Source organism: Treponema ruminis, assembly GCF_014201975.1.
Taxonomy (GTDB): domain Bacteria; phylum Spirochaetota; class Spirochaetia; order Treponematales; family Treponemataceae; genus Treponema_D; species Treponema_D ruminis.
Genome location: NZ_JACHFQ010000001.1, coordinates 306,351 through 320,139, shown reverse-complemented (window position 1 = coordinate 320,139; position 13,789 = coordinate 306,351). Strand labels below are relative to the sequence as shown.

The following is a 13,789-nucleotide window of genomic DNA, read 5'->3' as shown; positions in this document are numbered from 1 at the left end:
ATTTTAATATCTATTTATGGGCTATCTATCCTTCTATCACGATTTGATAGAGCAAATGATTTAAAATCATTACAAAGCTTGAGCTTTTTCGAGAATGACTGACGGTTGAACAGAAAGAGAGACTGCGAGTTTTTCAAGAGTTTTGACTGTTGGACTTGCGAGATTGTTTTCGAGGCGATACATGAAATGGCGGGAAATACCTGACTCAAAAGCGAGCTGCTCCTGACTGAGTCCCTTTTCTTTTCTTAAATTGATAATGGCTTGTCCGACATTCATGTTTATCAGTATATGATAGAGGGAAATATAATTACACACTGTTTACTTTCACGCATTATAGTTTTATTTATTTGCATGAAAAAATTAATGGTGGTAGAATTTAAATAAATGAATCTAAATCTGAGGAAAAAATGACAAAAGAAGAGTTGCAAAATAATTCCTGCAAAATATTTTGATGAATAAAATAAGCCAAAAAAAAGGAGGAAAGTTTTATGGCGAATTATTATTGTAAGTGCTGTGGTTCAAAATACAGCTCCATTTCTTCATTGACGGCAAATCATTGTTCGAGAAGTCCAAGTGGAAAGCATGTACTTTATGAGGGAGAAGAGCAATCAAATTATTATTGTGAATATTGTGGTTCAAAATACAGTTCACTTTCTTCACTAACTGCAAATCATTGTTCAAAAAGTCCGACAGAAAAACATGTTCCGTATGAGGGAAGCGAAAAATCCCAGTATTTCTGTGAGTACTGTGGTTCAAAATATAGTTCACTTTCTTCATTAACTGCAAATCATTGCACAAAAAGTCCAACAGGGAAGCATCACCCAGCAAGGTAATATATCATTTTGACGGTATTGTAATGATGCCGCCAGATTTTATTTAAATCGAGGTATTTATGAAAAACAAAAAGAAAAGCAATACAAAACTTTGGGCAATTCTTACGGCAGTTTTTGCATTTATCGCTCTCATTTATGTTGTAATTATTCACTCTAACATATTATCTAATTCTGAATTACCACTTCAATTGATTGGCACAATCATTGGAATGATTTTGTCGGCATTCATAACTGTTTTGCTTTTAAAAGGACAGACAGAAGTAGAGGAAGAAAATGACTTAGGGCTGCGTGTTTTTGAGAAGAAACAGGAAGTGTATTTTGAATTTATTGAGACTCTTGAAAAAATAACACAAGATGGACGGATAAATGTTCCGGGAATTGAGGGGTATGTTGCACCTAAAGCTGAAAATGAAATAAACGATGAACTTCAGCATCTTATTTATCAGCTGGGAAAACTTCGTATGACGGCTTCTGTAACTACAGCGAATGATGTAACTAGCTTGTTAGGTAAAATTATTGGTACGATTAATAATAAATCATCTATAAGAATTGCAGATAAATATTCGGGCTTTGCTGGGCAAATTTTTCAACTTGTTTCTATTCTACGAAGTGATATGTACAACGAGCCTAATGAGGAACAAACTGCATCTGATTCAGACAAAATGAAAGATGTTTTACAACTTGCAGGGTTTGATATAAAACCAAGTGAACCTGACGAGAATGTTCTTGCTAATTATCTTGATTTGTTGGTCGCGGAGTTTAAGGAAACTTATCATGCAATAGCAACGCATATCAACTTAAACGGCAAAGAGTCTACATCTTTTGATGCTGCAAAAGCATTCTTAAAACCAAACAGAGCATATATTCAGATAAGAACACCATTGAATGGAAGAGAAATCTTTGATTTTGAATTGGTTAATGATTCAAAATATCCTACAGTGCAAAATCAAGCAGGATTGAGGTCTGATTGGTCAAGTTGGCATAATGTTAAGCCGATTAATTTTATTATAAAAGATGCTGCCTTCTATGAATTTAGAGATGCAGATGAAAACGGCAGAAAGAAAATCGTCAAAGAAACTTTACATGCAATGGAAGGACTTGAAGAATTTTTCAAAAAATAAAACGCTTAATCCCTTATTCGTTGGATAAATATTCAGTGTGTAAATAGTTTTTCCCTCCCCAATCACCCTTTGATAGACCGCCTGTATTAATGTAATTGAACTTTGGTACAACTACGGCGAAGGTCTGTCTGAAGAGGAAGACGAACATTGGGGAAAGTCGGTGCGATGAGTTTTTATTAATAATTCCAAACCTTTAAATCAGGAGAAAAAAGATGCCAGAACACTCAAGAGAATATTTTGAAAACAACGATCTTTCTCATAAAGAAAAGACTCCATCTGTAGGGATTTTCTGGTTTTACAACGGTTCGCCTGTTTTCGTGCACGCTGTTCCAGTCAAGGAAGGGCTCCGCTATGACAAGGCAATTACCGGCATAAAAGACCACGCTGATTATTGGGAAGAACTTAAATCAACAGGACAGCTGGGAATATTGCCCGAAAATCTGAGGGAAGAATACTTTTCAATTCCACGCGGTCGGGTCGTTTATCATGAGGACAGGGATTTTTTCACGCTTTATCACGGGAACAATCTGACTAAGCGCGATTTGCAGAAGGTTGCAGCGGCTTTCTGCCTGCCAAAAGAAAAGACTCGCTTTGAAAAGGACATACATTATTGCGATTTGCAGGATGATGAATGGGAGCAGATGTTTTTATAAGTCGGCGAATAATGCTCATTCGTCTGACTTGTTTTACTAGGCAAGGGGGTTGCCGTATTCGTAAATTGAATCACTTGCGAGGTCAATGAAATCATTCCAAAAAACACATGTACGACTTTTATCAAGAGAATATTGTTTCCATAAGCCATGGATATTTACAAGGTCCTTAAATGACTCAAGCGTTTTAATATCATCCATGACATCATAGAGAACTTTTTTACCGTCATCAAAGAGGACTTCTAATTTGTAATCATCCCTATCAGAAAGGGATTTTATTCTTGGAATCATAGCTTACTCCAAAGCATCTAAATTATAACACAGATCACATCTTTTTAAGCAATAATTTTAAGTCTGTATAATCCGCATAATTAATTACTTGTATCAAAAATATTATCTTGACGGACGCACAACATTCTTTAATCAATCTATCATGATTTGATACCCATTCCGTGCTAAACTTTCTTTACGAGGTGAAACATGAAGAAACTGCTGTGGCTTGATGATTTTAGAAATCCTGCTGACTATGTTGTCGGTGACTATGAAATTTCTTGGGCAAAGAATTATGATGATTTCTGCAAGTTTATCTCAGAAAACGGATTGCCCGATATCATCTGTTTTGATCATGACCTCGGTGAAGAAAAGTCCGGCTATGACTGTGCAAAGTTTGTCGTAAATTACTGCCAGGAACACAACCTTGATATTCCGTCTTATGACATCCAAAGTTCTAATTCTGTAGGCAAGGATAATATCAGAAGCCTGATGAACAACTGGCATCGGGTGTTTGTGAGTAGATTTTGATACTCGTTTACCATTCTTTCTTTTTTAGGGCTTTCAGGTAGTTTTGCTTTAAATCACGCATATTACCAAAGAAAGTCATTTCGGAGTTGGAAAAAGTATTATTTTCAATTTTGAGCCTTATAAGTTCCATGGTGCAGATAAAGTCTGCAACCTGAAAGAGTTTATAATCAGAAGGCATTACTTTCCGAAATATTGGATTTTGCAAAAGGGCATTGAACACGGAAGAAAGAAGTCTGCTTACCTGAATCTGACCATTATCGTAATAAATCTTGACATCATCAAAAGTAAGAAAATCATTGTAATGCTCGCGGATAAACTGTGAAATTTGCTTTGAAAGTTTACCAGTAGCTTCAACAGAATCTTCAATATGCTTTTTTTCTATATAAAAGCATTTGTAATGAAGATCAATCGAACGAATAAAAGCCATCATTTTGTTGAAGATTCTACGGCGTTCAACTACATCCATATTCTTATATATTTCTTCTTTGCGGATAATAGGGCCTGTATGAATACAAAGATTGCTAAGACCTAAATAAGAAAGTTCATTATCAAGATGTTCAATACTCTTCGTGATATCTACAGCCTGATCATGGAAAACCATTGTAATGATGTAGTATGGAGAATGAAAACTGTATTCGCCAAAATCTCCGGATTCGTCTATAAAAATGCTCAATTCTTTCAAATCAGTTTCTCCAAAAAAAATGGCGAGGAACTTCCTCGCCGGTAGATGGACCTGGGTCTTTCGACCAGCCCTATAGTTATATTTTAGGTTATTTTGACTTTTTGTCAAGGTAACAAATTTCGTATTGCAGAAAATAAAGGCAAAATTTGTTATCTATAATTATTCGCACAAGGGATAGTAGCAGCGCGGGGCGTTGCCGTAGGCAATGGAGTGCGGTTAGCACGGAACTGCGGATAGCCCGACCGACTGCCGTAAGGCAGGCGGATGTGCCCTTAGAAAACTTTTTCTAAACATTTCCTATTTTTCTGTCACTCCGCAAATTCCTCATCTATGTATGCAATAAAATTCTTTCGCGTTACGGCGTCTTTGTTATTCTTGTACCACTCGTATGACTTCACCAGTCCTTCCTTCATGCTTGTAGTTTCTGGAAGAAGTTCTTTTTGAATCGTGACGTCGAGTTTGTATTCGTAATCGTAGAACGGAAAATACTTTCTTTGTTCGATATTGTCCCTTACATTTTTAATTTTCAGGGGAGATTTTGCTACGTCATAGCAAAGTTTTACCCAGTCGAGCGCGGAGAGGCATTCTTCGTTACCGACGTTGATAATGTGCTGCGGAATCTTCTTTTCGATTATCCTTTCGATGATTTTGCACAGGTCTTCTATGTAAAAGAACTGCAATTTCAGCGAACCGTCTTTTGGCAGGTAAAAGGGGCGGGAGTTTTCGGCACATTCAAAGACAAAGGCTTCTTCTGCTTTTTTAACGAGCATGCCTGCGATTCCCTCGCGGCTGTCATCAACAGGATTCAATGCCCGCCTTGACTGCCCCTATATATTATTCGCCAATTTCGTAGTCTTCCCAGTCGTCCTCGCTTACATCGCATTCGTGGACGGCATTTTTAATCATGATTCCGCTTTCTTTTACGCTTTCGGTTCTTCCTGTCACCAGCGGATGCCACTCTGGCAGGGGATTTTTGTAGTAAAGGCGGCGGTATGCGCAGGTTTCGGGGAGCCAGTCGCATTTTCCGACGTTGTTTTTGGTGAGGCGGGAACATTCTGCCTGCTTTTTGAAGCGGTTTTCGTAGTCACTGCAGCGGCAGGTCTTTAAGTCGAGAAGGTCACAGGCGATTCTTGTGAAGTGGATTTTTGTATTTTTGCCCCGCCCGGTGATGAATTTCCGGAAGCAGCAGAGCCCGCAGCCGTCGCACAGGGCTTCCCACTCTTCTTCGGTCATCTGGGCGAGAGGTTTTATTTTGTAAAAATCGTCTGAGAGAGCCATTGATTAGAAGAAAATCAATCCGAGTATGCCGAGCGGAATCAGGTAGCAGGCGAACCACTCGAGCTTGCCCTTGCGGATAAGCTTCATCAGAATCGAAAGTGAAAGGTAGCCCCATGCAAAGGAAGCAAGGCAGCCGCAGAGGACCGGGAGTACGCCGATTTGCGAGCCGACTTCGCCCAAATCCTTTGCCTCAAGCACGAAAGCGCCCAGAATTGCCGGAATTGATACGATGAAAGAAAATTCTCCGGCTGCGGCCCGGTTTACGCCTGCAAGCTGGGCTCCGGCGATTGTTGAACCAGAACGGCTTACACCAGGCAGAGTTCCGATTCCCTGCATGAAGCCGATGAAAAGTGACTGACGGATTGAGATTCCTTTTGCTTCGAGAGGCCGGTCGTGCTTTTTTGCCCATAGAGAGCTGAAAATCAAAAGACATGCCGTAAAAAGGAAACCCGCGCATGTGACTTTAATCGGCATTTCCGGAATCATTTTGCTTGTAACGATTCCCATTGCTCCGGTCACGACAGTCGCAAAAATCACCGCAAGAATTGTTTTTCTGCCAAGTTCGTCATTGCCTGCGAGAAGGTCGGTTTCGTCCCCGGCATTCTGTTCAGCCGGTTTTCTCATTACCCATCTGAATAAAATCACGAACAGGCGGGCGATTTTCTTTCTGAAATACAAAATTACCGCCGCCAGAGTTGCCAGATGCAGCATTACGTCAAAAAGAAGGGGAACATCGCTGAGGCCGAAAAGCTTTTGCGCTACGGCAAGATGACCGCTTGAAGAAATCGGCAGGAATTCCGCGATTCCCTGCAGGACACCAAGAATAATTGCTTGAAAGACAGACATTTTATACTCCTATGAAATCATTGGCTTGAGCCAGTTTATGAATAATTCGGGCCATACGGCACATTCTTTTTCGATATGGGAACCGTCGGCTTTTGCGCTTTCCTCATTTGCAAGTGAGAGTGCGTGCTTTCCGCGGTTAAAGAGGTGATATTCGCAGTCTATTCCCTTTTCGTAGAGGGCGTCCGCGAGCAGAAGTGTGTTTTTGGCTGGAACGGCTTCGTCCTGAAGCGTGTGCCAGATAAACGACGGCGGGAAATCATTTGTGACGTTCTTTTCGATTGAAACGACATCCCTCATGCTTGTGTGACCCAGCGACTTGCAGATTTTTTCGCCAGCTTCTTTTGAAATTGAACCGATTACATTTTGAATTGACTCTTCGTGGCAGTATTTTTCGTCCGCGGTAATCACAGGATAAGAGAGGCAGAGATAGTTTGGCCGGATTTCTTCGCTTGTGTGATTTACGTAGTCTTTTAAAAAGGAAGAATTCCAGAAGGCTCCGAGACTTGCCGCAAGATGTCCGCCAGCAGAAAAGCCGCAGAGAATGATTTTTGAAGGATCGACTCTCCATTCTTCTGCATTTTTTCGGATTAAGGCGACTGCGTTTGCGAGGTCTGTCAGGGCGTCAGGAAAGCGCATGGGGGCGATTGAATAGCATAAAACCGCCGCATGAAAACCGAGTGCGTTCATTCTGACTGCGACAGGCTCACGCTCGCGCTCGCCGAAATGATTGTAGCTTCCGCCCGGGATTACAAGGACCAGAGGCCGCTTTCGCTCCGGGTTATAGGAATTTTTTCCGAGAAGGTATGTTTGGATAAAGACTGAAGAATTTTCCCGATTCGGCAGGCCAAGTGTTTCGTAAACCATGATTGTATTATAGAATATTAAAAATAAAAAATCATCCTGTGTTTAAAAAGGAAAACCCCCGCTTAAAGGAGGAGAAAAGGCGGGGGCTTTGGGTGACATCTTCCAACGGAAGTGTCTGTTTCTTGCTGCTGATAATAATATAGACTTTTTAGAGATTTTAATCAATACTTTTTGATTGAAAATCGTTGAAAAATTTGGAGTTTTTTGCGAAAATCTTTGAAAATCTCGCAAAATGTGACATAAAGGAGCGTAAAATGAAGAAAATTGGAATTATTGGAGCGATGGAAGTAGAAGTTGACTTCCTCCGCAAGCTCATGGGCGACGGAATTAAAAAGACTGAAGCCGGCGGAATCACCTTCAATGAGGGAAAAATTCACGGCCTTGACGTTGTTCTAGTCCGGTCTGGAATCGGCAAGGTCAATGCCGCTTTGTGTGCCCAGAGGCTTGCCCTTCAGTTTGGATGCACGAATGTTATCAACACAGGAATTGCGGGCGCAATGGCTCATGGTCTTGGAGTCATGGATTTCGTTGTTTCAACTGATGCCGTATATCACGACATGAATGCGACAGGTTTCGGCTACAAACTGGGTCAGGTTCCTCAGATGCCGGTTTTCTCTTTTGAAGCTGACAAGGCTATGATTGAGACTGCTAAAAAGGCTTTTGAATCTTCCGAGCTTTCAAAAGGTCATAAGCTGATTGCAGGAAGAATTGCGACCGGCGACCAGTTCATCAGCGAAAAGGAAGTAAAATCACGGATTGCTAAAGAATTTGATCCTGCCTGCGTTGAAATGGAAGGCGCTGCAATCGCACATGCCTGCTACCTCAACAAAGTTCCTTTCGTAATTTTAAGATGTATGAGTGACGAGGCTGACGAATTGAGTAACAACGGCTACCAATTCAACGAGCCGGTTGCCGCAGAGATGAGTGCCCGCGTTGTAGAAAAAATGATTCAGTTGATATAAAATCAAAAAAGATTTTTTTTAGGAGAACCGTCATTTTATGGAAGTAGTTCAGAGTTTTACAATTGATCATAGACATTTAAAGCCGGGAATTTACATTTCCCGCGAGGACAAGGGATTCACAACTTACGATTTGCGAATCACAGAGCCAAACAAGGAGCCGGCTGTCGCACCTTCTGCGATTCACAGTCTTGAGCACCTCATGGCAACTTGGTTCCGTAATTCAGAAGTAAAGGACGATGTCGTATACGTCGGACCAATGGGCTGTCTCACAGGCATGTACATCATCATGCTTGGAAAATATTCCGTTGAGGACATGCGCCAGCTCACAATCCGCTGCCTGGAATGGATTATCACTCAGACTGAAGTTCCTGCAACCAAGCCGGAAGCATGCGGCAACTATCTCCTTCACGACCTTCCGATGTGTATCTGGGAAAGCAAGCGCTATCTCGACCGTCTCAAAAATGACTTCCACTGCGAGTACACAAAACTCCAGGTTACTCTTGATGACGGAAAAGTTTTTGCTGACGCATAATGGTCATCATAATAAATGAACATCTTCGCGAAATTTAAGGAAACTGCTTTTTCCGTCCTTCCGGTGATGCTTGTCGTGCTTCTTCTGGGGCTTACGATTGCCCCCCTGCATTTTGGCACGATGACACGTTTTGTGCTGGGCGGAATTCTTGTTATTTTTGGACTTACTCTCTTTTTGCTGGGCGTTGACATCGGAATCCTGCCGATTGGCGAGCGGAGCGGTGCGGCCCTTACTGCCAAACGAAATCTCAGGCTTTTGCTGGCGGCTGCTTTCTTGATCGGCTTTATCGTCACTGTTGCCGAGCCTGATGTTCAGGTTCTTGCCGACCAGGTTCGGGGAATTGCGCCGGGAGTCAGCAAATGGGGACTGATTTTCATGATTGCCGTGGGCGTAGGACTTTTCGTTGCCCTGGGAATTTTGCGCACTGTCCTTTCGATTCCTCTGAATATTCTGCTGACAATTTCCTACATTGGTGTCTTTGCCCTTGCCTTTTGTACGCCTGCAACTTTTCAGGGCGTTGCCTTTGATTCGGGCGGAGCTACCACAGGACCGATGACAGTTCCTTTCATCATGGCTCTGGGCGTTGGTGTTGCTGCGGTTCGTTCAAAGACCGGCAAAAACGGCAAAATCGCTTCATCTGCCGAGGATTCTTTCGGCCTCACGGGAATTGCTTCAATCGGGCCTGTTCTTGCGGTCATCGTTTACGGAATCATCCTTCATACTGAACCTGCTGTGGCTTCTGCTTCTGAAGCTGCTGGCGGTCACGGTCTTTCAGGCCATGGAATTTTCGTCTTTTTGAATCTTCTTCCTTCGATTTTCAAGGAAGTTTCGGCTGCCCTGGCTCCACTGGCGGCAATGGCTATAATTTTTCAGATTTTCCTTCTTAAAATGCCTCCCATGCAGGTCGTCCGAATGGTCCGAGGCTTTGTCTTCAGTTTTGTGGGCCTTCTTCTCTTTCTCTGCGGTGCTCACGGCGGTTTTATGCCGGCCGGTGAGGCTTTGGGCCAGGTTCTTGGCGGGGCAAGCTTGCAGGGGCCTTTCTGGACTACACTTTTAGTCGCTGTCGGAGTCGTTTTTGGTGCTATTGTCGTTTGTGCTGAGCCTGCTGTCTGGGTTTTGACGGATCAGGTTGAATCGATTTCCGGTGGCACAATCAAGCGTCGCGTAATGCTGGGGGCTTTGAGCGCTGGCGTTGCAATTTCAATCGGAATCTCAATGTGCCGCGTCCTTTTCGGATTTTCCCTCTGGTACATCCTGATTCCGGGTTACGCACTGGCACTCATTCTGTCTTTTATTTCCCCAAAATTGTTCACGGCAATTGCCTTTGACTCTGGCGGAGTTGCTTCGGGGCCAATGACAAGCACTTTTATCCTTTCTTTCACACTGGGAGCTTCTCAGGCAAGCGGCGGGAATCCAGCAGTTGATGCTTTCGGCGTGATTGCTCTGGTTGCCATGACTCCGCTGATTGCCATTCAGATTTTGGGAATCCTTTTCAAAGTAAAGTCAAAGCGTGCAGAAAAAGCAAAAATAAGGGCTGGAGGTGAAGAATGAGCAAATTTTCACTGATAATAAGCATAGTTCCTCACGATAAAGGCGAAAAACTTACAAAAGCAGCAGTTCAGGCTGGCTCTGGCGGCGGTTCCGTCATGATGGGGCGGGGCCTTGCAAAGTCAAACTTGAATGCGATTCTGGGAACTGGCGAAACTACGAAAGATTTGATTTTCATGGTCGTTGAATCCGAAAAAAAATCAGCGATATTAAATGCAGTTCTTCAGGCAGCAGAAAATGAAAAATCCGGGTTTGGAGAGATTTTTACGCTTGATGTTGACAATCTGATGAAAGCCGGCACAATCGCCGGAAACCTTGACGGAGGGAATGATATGAGCGAAGAAAATAAGAATTTGAATGAAATTCCGCGGGACATGATTACCGTTATCGTGAACAAGGGGTATGCCGACGACGTTATGTTTGCGGCACGAAAAGCGGGGGCGACCGGCGGCACTGTAATCAACGCTCGTGGAACTGCCCGCGAGGATGATGAAAAATTCTTCGGCGTCCACATCGTTCCCGAAAAGGACATGCTGGTAATTGTAGTCGAGCACTATAAAAAACAGTCCGTCCTGAAGGCAATCGGCGAGCTCAAATGCCTGAAAGAACCGGGCATGGGAATAGCCTTCTCATCTCCGGTCAGCGATTTCAGTCTTTTAGGAAAGAAAAAATAATGTCCACAAAAAACAGCGTCCTTCAAGCTCTAAATTCTCTCGGTGTCGGCGAATTTCTTTCCGGCGAGGAACTTGCTTCTTCCTGCTCGGTTTCACGCACGGCCATCTGGAAGGCGATTAAGTCCCTTGAGGATGACGGCTACAAAATCGAGGCTGTCACAAACCGTGGCTACAGAATTCTTTCTGCTCCCGACAAGCTTGATTCTTCAAAAATTTCTTCACTGATTAAAGAATCTTGTGGCGCAGAAGTTAAAACGCTCGCTTTTGACGAAATAGACTCGACCAACTCCGAGGCTAAAAGGCGGGCTGTTGAAGTCGGTTCTTTCCGTGATGCGGCTGGAAAGCTCACTGAAAAAGGAAAAGCCGCCCATCTTTCGCTTTTTGCGGCAGAAAGACAGACCGGCGGAAAGGGAAGGCTGGGGCGCACTTTTGTCTCACCCAGGGACTGCGGCGTTTATTTTTCCCTTTTGTACTCTCCGCGTGGCGGCGTAAAAAATCCTGCCCTTTATACGGCTGCGGCTGCTGTTTCTGTGGCCCGCGCGGTAAAAAAACTTTACGGCGAAGATTCTTCAATAAAATGGGTGAATGACCTCTTTCTGGCCGGCAAAAAAATCTGCGGAATTCTGGTCGAGGGAATCGCAAATTTTGAGACTGGCTCTATTGATGCGGCTGTCGTCGGAATCGGAATCAATATCCGCAAAAATCCGGAGCTTTCGGGCGAAATCACAAAAATCGCGGGCAGCATCGAGGAAGCAAAATCGCTGAAAGGCGAAAAAATGCCCCTTCTTTCAAAAAATGCCCTGATTGCCGAAGTCGTGAGCAATCTGATTGAATTTTACGGGGCCTTTGAAAACGAGGACGAATCAAAAATTAGCGAGATGATTTTTGAATATCGAAACGCCTCACTTTTGAACGGAAAAAGCGTTACTGTTAATCCTGTTGCCGGAACAAGCGGACAAAGTTACCGGGCAATTGTAAAAGATATTGATGAAGAAATGAGGCTGGTCGTCGAGACCGAAGCTGGCCAAATCCAAAAACTTTCCAGCGGAGAAGTCAGCCTGCACAGCTACGATTTCGTTTGAGCCGGAAGAAATCCTGCGCCAGGATTGGAGTGCCGAAGTAGCCGGAGGATATGAGCGTTAGCGAAGCACGGAAAGCCTGCAGCAAGGTGATTGCGCTAAAATAAAAAAAATTAATGAAAAATTTTAGACCCTGTGTTATAATTTAAATGAATTTTTATATTTTTTTTCGAGGATCGACAGATGACAGATCAAGATTTGGACCCAACGATTGCGGCTTTGCTTGCAGAAACTCAGGCTGACGCCGGACCTAGCGATGACTTGCCTTCTTTTAAGGATATTTCTGATTCACCTGCAGATAAAAGGGCAAATGAACCTGCTGATTCTGCTCACAAAGTCGATTTGTCTCTAACCGGCTTTAAGGAAATCACAAAATTTTACGAGGAAGAGTCAAATCACATTTTTGATGACAAGGCTTACTATAAAACCGCTCTTGGCGGCGAGGGAGACCAGGCTCAGCGAGTCCACAAAATCCTCTCGAAATACCTCACTTGTCAGGACCCTAAAGACCGCACCGTCTATCGTCAGCAGATTGTTACTTCATGGTGGGAACTTATCCGCGTAATGTGTCCCAAAACTGCGGACCGCAACCTGGAAAAACCAAAGCAGATGCTCCTGCGTTTCGGCGTTGTCCTGCCGTCACTTTTTACACCTGAGCAAAAGCAGCTTTTCTCAACCGTAATTCTGAACAACAACACAGGCGAGCCTGTTTATTACATGGACGAATGGTTCAAGGAAATTGCAACCGGCCGTCTCAGCCTTTCTGCAACCGACGAAGCCCGCACTCCGCGCAAAAATGATCCGGGTGCAGAGGCCCAGCGAATTCAACAGCTCAAAAACAAAAATGACGGCAAATTGCAGAACGCCGAAAGCCTGCTCAATTCAAAAGAAACAGAGCGCCAGATGCTCGAAAACGAACTTCGTAACCGAATCGATTCCTTGTGCGAGCACAGCCCGGTTCTCGGTCTTGAGCCCCACAAGCAGGGCTATACCGACGGTCAGAAGCGCCTCTTTGGAGAAATCCAGGAAAAACTCCGTGCCTTGCAGAAGGTCGATAAGGAACTGGTCGGCTACATGAAGGAATTTGAAGAGGCTAAGGCAATCGGTTCTTCCCTCGAAAGCAAGATGACCGACCAGCCTGAGGCAATCGAAGTAAATTCCGGCGATTTGATGATTGAATTTCAGACTGTCCGCCAGATGGCAAAGATGACTTGTGGCCGCCAGGGTAACCAGTTCCCTGTTTTCACACGCGAATTCTATCATTGTGTTCCTCGTCTCACAGGTTTCCGCGAAAATGTACTCAACATCCTCAAATGGGTCGAGGACAATGACCCTGAGTGCTTCGTCCGAATCCACAAAAATGCAAAGAACCGCATCGTTCCATATGTCCTCTGTCTGCCGACTTACGGCGACTTCGGATTCTGCTGGGAGCCTTTCGACCGCTACAACCGCGTAACAAGCCGTGGCCGTATCGTAATCCCTATGTACCCGCGCGACCTCAAAATCGCCATCCTCATGGCTGTAGCAGACTTGCGCTGGCAGGTTGCAAAGGAAAAGGCCAGCTACTACTGGATGGAAGAAGGCCTAACAGGTCAGTATTACCAGTGGATTGAGCGACAGAAGCTCAAGGGCGACCTCAAATCTTACTTCATCGCCGACTACGTTCTCTGGATGACAAAGGAGCTCGACGGTATTCAGCGAATGGACAAGGAACTTCGTGCTGTATTCTGGCGTTTCGTTCCGTTCAACCAGGCAAAGAAGGACGACCTCAAGATGCGAAGTCCGGTCTACGCCGAGCTTTACCAGCGTGATCTTAACCGTGCAATGAGCGACGGATATTAATCACAGAAAATGCAAAAAAATGTAGGAATTTTTTATTGATTCTCTTTGCAAAAAGACTAAAATAAAAAGGTCAATAA

Annotated in this window: 17 protein-coding genes; 10 read left to right on the top strand and 7 right to left on the bottom strand. The window is 43.9% G+C overall.

What is annotated here, in order from left to right; all coding sequences use genetic code 11:
- Nucleotides 1–69: 69 nt before the first annotated feature.
- A complete protein-coding gene (locus HNP76_RS01245; RefSeq protein WP_184656652.1) occupies nt 70–276 on the bottom strand; it encodes a helix-turn-helix domain-containing protein in 207 nt (68 codons plus the stop codon).
- A gap of 212 nt (nt 277–488) precedes the next feature.
- Here HNP76_RS01245 and HNP76_RS01240 point away from each other — a divergent pair, with 212 nt between their 5' ends.
- The 3 genes from HNP76_RS01240 (at nt 489) to HNP76_RS01230 (ending at nt 2,607) form a co-directional block, all read left to right on the top strand.
- Nucleotides 489–833: a hypothetical protein gene (locus HNP76_RS01240; RefSeq protein WP_184656650.1), complete on the top strand. Its 345-nt coding sequence runs from the start codon at nt 489–491 to the stop codon at nt 831–833.
- A 59-nt stretch (nt 834–892) separates the two neighbouring features.
- A complete protein-coding gene (locus HNP76_RS01235) occupies nt 893–1,954 on the top strand; it encodes a hypothetical protein (RefSeq protein ID WP_184656648.1) in 1,062 nt (353 codons plus the stop codon).
- A gap of 212 nt (nt 1,955–2,166) precedes the next feature.
- On the top strand, nt 2,167–2,607 hold the full coding sequence (locus tag HNP76_RS01230; protein WP_184656646.1) for a hypothetical protein: 441 nt from the start codon (nt 2,167–2,169) through the stop codon (nt 2,605–2,607).
- 36 nt (nt 2,608–2,643) lie between these two features.
- On the opposite strand, the gene HNP76_RS01225 is transcribed toward HNP76_RS01230, so the two are convergent.
- Nucleotides 2,644–2,895 (bottom strand): DUF2442 domain-containing protein, encoded by a 252-nt coding sequence (locus tag HNP76_RS01225; RefSeq protein ID WP_184656644.1) that lies wholly within the window; start codon nt 2,893–2,895, stop codon nt 2,644–2,646.
- Nucleotides 2,896–3,084: 189 nt separating this feature from the next.
- Between HNP76_RS01225 and HNP76_RS01220 the strand changes: the two genes are divergently transcribed.
- Nucleotides 3,085–3,405, top strand: coding sequence for a cyclic-phosphate processing receiver domain-containing protein (locus HNP76_RS01220; RefSeq protein ID WP_184656642.1), 321 nt, complete (start codon nt 3,085–3,087; stop codon nt 3,403–3,405).
- Between the two features lie 7 nt (nt 3,406–3,412).
- Here HNP76_RS01220 and HNP76_RS01215 read toward each other — a convergent pair whose 3' ends face one another.
- From HNP76_RS01215 to HNP76_RS01195, 5 genes are all read right to left on the bottom strand, one after another.
- Nucleotides 3,413–4,087: a DUF3800 domain-containing protein gene (locus HNP76_RS01215; RefSeq protein WP_184656640.1), complete on the bottom strand. Its 675-nt coding sequence runs from the start codon at nt 4,085–4,087 to the stop codon at nt 3,413–3,415.
- 308 nt (nt 4,088–4,395) lie between these two features.
- Nucleotides 4,396–4,896 carry a hypothetical protein gene (locus HNP76_RS01210; RefSeq protein ID WP_184656638.1) on the bottom strand — a complete coding sequence of 167 codons (501 nt, stop codon included), beginning with the start codon at nt 4,894–4,896 and terminating at the stop codon, nt 4,396–4,398.
- A gap of 25 nt (nt 4,897–4,921) precedes the next feature.
- Nucleotides 4,922–5,365 (bottom strand): YcgN family cysteine cluster protein, encoded by a 444-nt coding sequence (locus HNP76_RS01205; protein ID WP_184656636.1) that lies wholly within the window; start codon nt 5,363–5,365, stop codon nt 4,922–4,924.
- A 3-nt stretch (nt 5,366–5,368) separates the two neighbouring features.
- A complete protein-coding gene (locus tag HNP76_RS01200; RefSeq protein WP_184656634.1) occupies nt 5,369–6,211 on the bottom strand; it encodes an undecaprenyl-diphosphate phosphatase in 843 nt (280 codons plus the stop codon).
- Between the two features lie 9 nt (nt 6,212–6,220).
- Nucleotides 6,221–7,075: an alpha/beta hydrolase gene (locus tag HNP76_RS01195; RefSeq protein ID WP_184656632.1), complete on the bottom strand. Its 855-nt coding sequence runs from the start codon at nt 7,073–7,075 to the stop codon at nt 6,221–6,223.
- A 254-nt stretch (nt 7,076–7,329) separates the two neighbouring features.
- On the opposite strand from HNP76_RS01195, the gene HNP76_RS01190 reads away from it, so the two are divergent.
- The 6 genes from HNP76_RS01190 (at nt 7,330) to HNP76_RS01165 (ending at nt 13,712) form a co-directional block, all read left to right on the top strand.
- The gene (locus HNP76_RS01190) at nt 7,330–8,037 is read left to right on the top strand and encodes a 5'-methylthioadenosine/adenosylhomocysteine nucleosidase (protein ID WP_184656630.1); all 708 of its coding nucleotides are present in this window, start codon (nt 7,330–7,332) and stop codon (nt 8,035–8,037) included.
- A 37-nt stretch (nt 8,038–8,074) separates the two neighbouring features.
- The gene (locus tag HNP76_RS01185) at nt 8,075–8,569 is read left to right on the top strand and encodes an S-ribosylhomocysteine lyase (protein ID WP_184656628.1); all 495 of its coding nucleotides are present in this window, start codon (nt 8,075–8,077) and stop codon (nt 8,567–8,569) included.
- 15 nt (nt 8,570–8,584) lie between these two features.
- Nucleotides 8,585–10,120 (top strand): DUF1538 domain-containing protein, encoded by a 1,536-nt coding sequence (locus HNP76_RS01180; RefSeq protein ID WP_184656626.1) that lies wholly within the window; start codon nt 8,585–8,587, stop codon nt 10,118–10,120.
- Nucleotides 10,117–10,791 carry a P-II family nitrogen regulator gene (locus HNP76_RS01175; protein WP_184656624.1) on the top strand — a complete coding sequence of 225 codons (675 nt, stop codon included), beginning with the start codon at nt 10,117–10,119 and terminating at the stop codon, nt 10,789–10,791. Before HNP76_RS01180 ends, HNP76_RS01175 begins: the two co-directional genes overlap by 4 nt.
- A complete protein-coding gene (locus tag HNP76_RS01170; RefSeq protein ID WP_184656622.1) occupies nt 10,791–11,873 on the top strand; it encodes a biotin--[acetyl-CoA-carboxylase] ligase in 1,083 nt (360 codons plus the stop codon). Before HNP76_RS01175 ends, HNP76_RS01170 begins: the two co-directional genes overlap by 1 nt.
- Before the next feature lie 180 nt (nt 11,874–12,053).
- On the top strand, nt 12,054–13,712 hold the full coding sequence (locus HNP76_RS01165) for a DUF8511 domain-containing protein (protein WP_184656620.1): 1,659 nt from the start codon (nt 12,054–12,056) through the stop codon (nt 13,710–13,712).
- Nucleotides 13,713–13,789 lie beyond the last annotated feature (77 nt).

Coding starts and splice junctions, on each gene's coding strand:
- HNP76_RS01220 (WP_184656642.1), top strand. CDS start 3,085: ATGAAGAAACTGCTGTGGCTTGATGATTTTAGAAATCCTGCTGACTAT.
- HNP76_RS01185 (WP_184656628.1), top strand. CDS start 8,075: ATGGAAGTAGTTCAGAGTTTTACAATTGATCATAGACATTTAAAGCCG.
- HNP76_RS01180 (WP_184656626.1), top strand. CDS start 8,585: ATGAACATCTTCGCGAAATTTAAGGAAACTGCTTTTTCCGTCCTTCCG.
- HNP76_RS01195 (WP_184656632.1), bottom strand. CDS start 7,075: ATGGTTTACGAAACACTTGGCCTGCCGAATCGGGAAAATTCTTCAGTC.
- HNP76_RS01165 (WP_184656620.1), top strand. CDS start 12,054: ATGACAGATCAAGATTTGGACCCAACGATTGCGGCTTTGCTTGCAGAA.
- HNP76_RS01230 (WP_184656646.1), top strand. CDS start 2,167: ATGCCAGAACACTCAAGAGAATATTTTGAAAACAACGATCTTTCTCAT.
- HNP76_RS01200 (WP_184656634.1), bottom strand. CDS start 6,211: ATGTCTGTCTTTCAAGCAATTATTCTTGGTGTCCTGCAGGGAATCGCG.
- HNP76_RS01175 (WP_184656624.1), top strand. CDS start 10,117: ATGAGCAAATTTTCACTGATAATAAGCATAGTTCCTCACGATAAAGGC.
- HNP76_RS01190 (WP_184656630.1), top strand. CDS start 7,330: ATGAAGAAAATTGGAATTATTGGAGCGATGGAAGTAGAAGTTGACTTC.
- HNP76_RS01240 (WP_184656650.1), top strand. CDS start 489: ATGGCGAATTATTATTGTAAGTGCTGTGGTTCAAAATACAGCTCCATT.
- HNP76_RS01170 (WP_184656622.1), top strand. CDS start 10,791: ATGTCCACAAAAAACAGCGTCCTTCAAGCTCTAAATTCTCTCGGTGTC.
- HNP76_RS01205 (WP_184656636.1), bottom strand. CDS start 5,365: ATGGCTCTCTCAGACGATTTTTACAAAATAAAACCTCTCGCCCAGATG.
- HNP76_RS01245 (WP_184656652.1), bottom strand. CDS start 276: ATGAATGTCGGACAAGCCATTATCAATTTAAGAAAAGAAAAGGGACTC.
- HNP76_RS01225 (WP_184656644.1), bottom strand. CDS start 2,895: ATGATTCCAAGAATAAAATCCCTTTCTGATAGGGATGATTACAAATTA.
- HNP76_RS01235 (WP_184656648.1), top strand. CDS start 893: ATGAAAAACAAAAAGAAAAGCAATACAAAACTTTGGGCAATTCTTACG.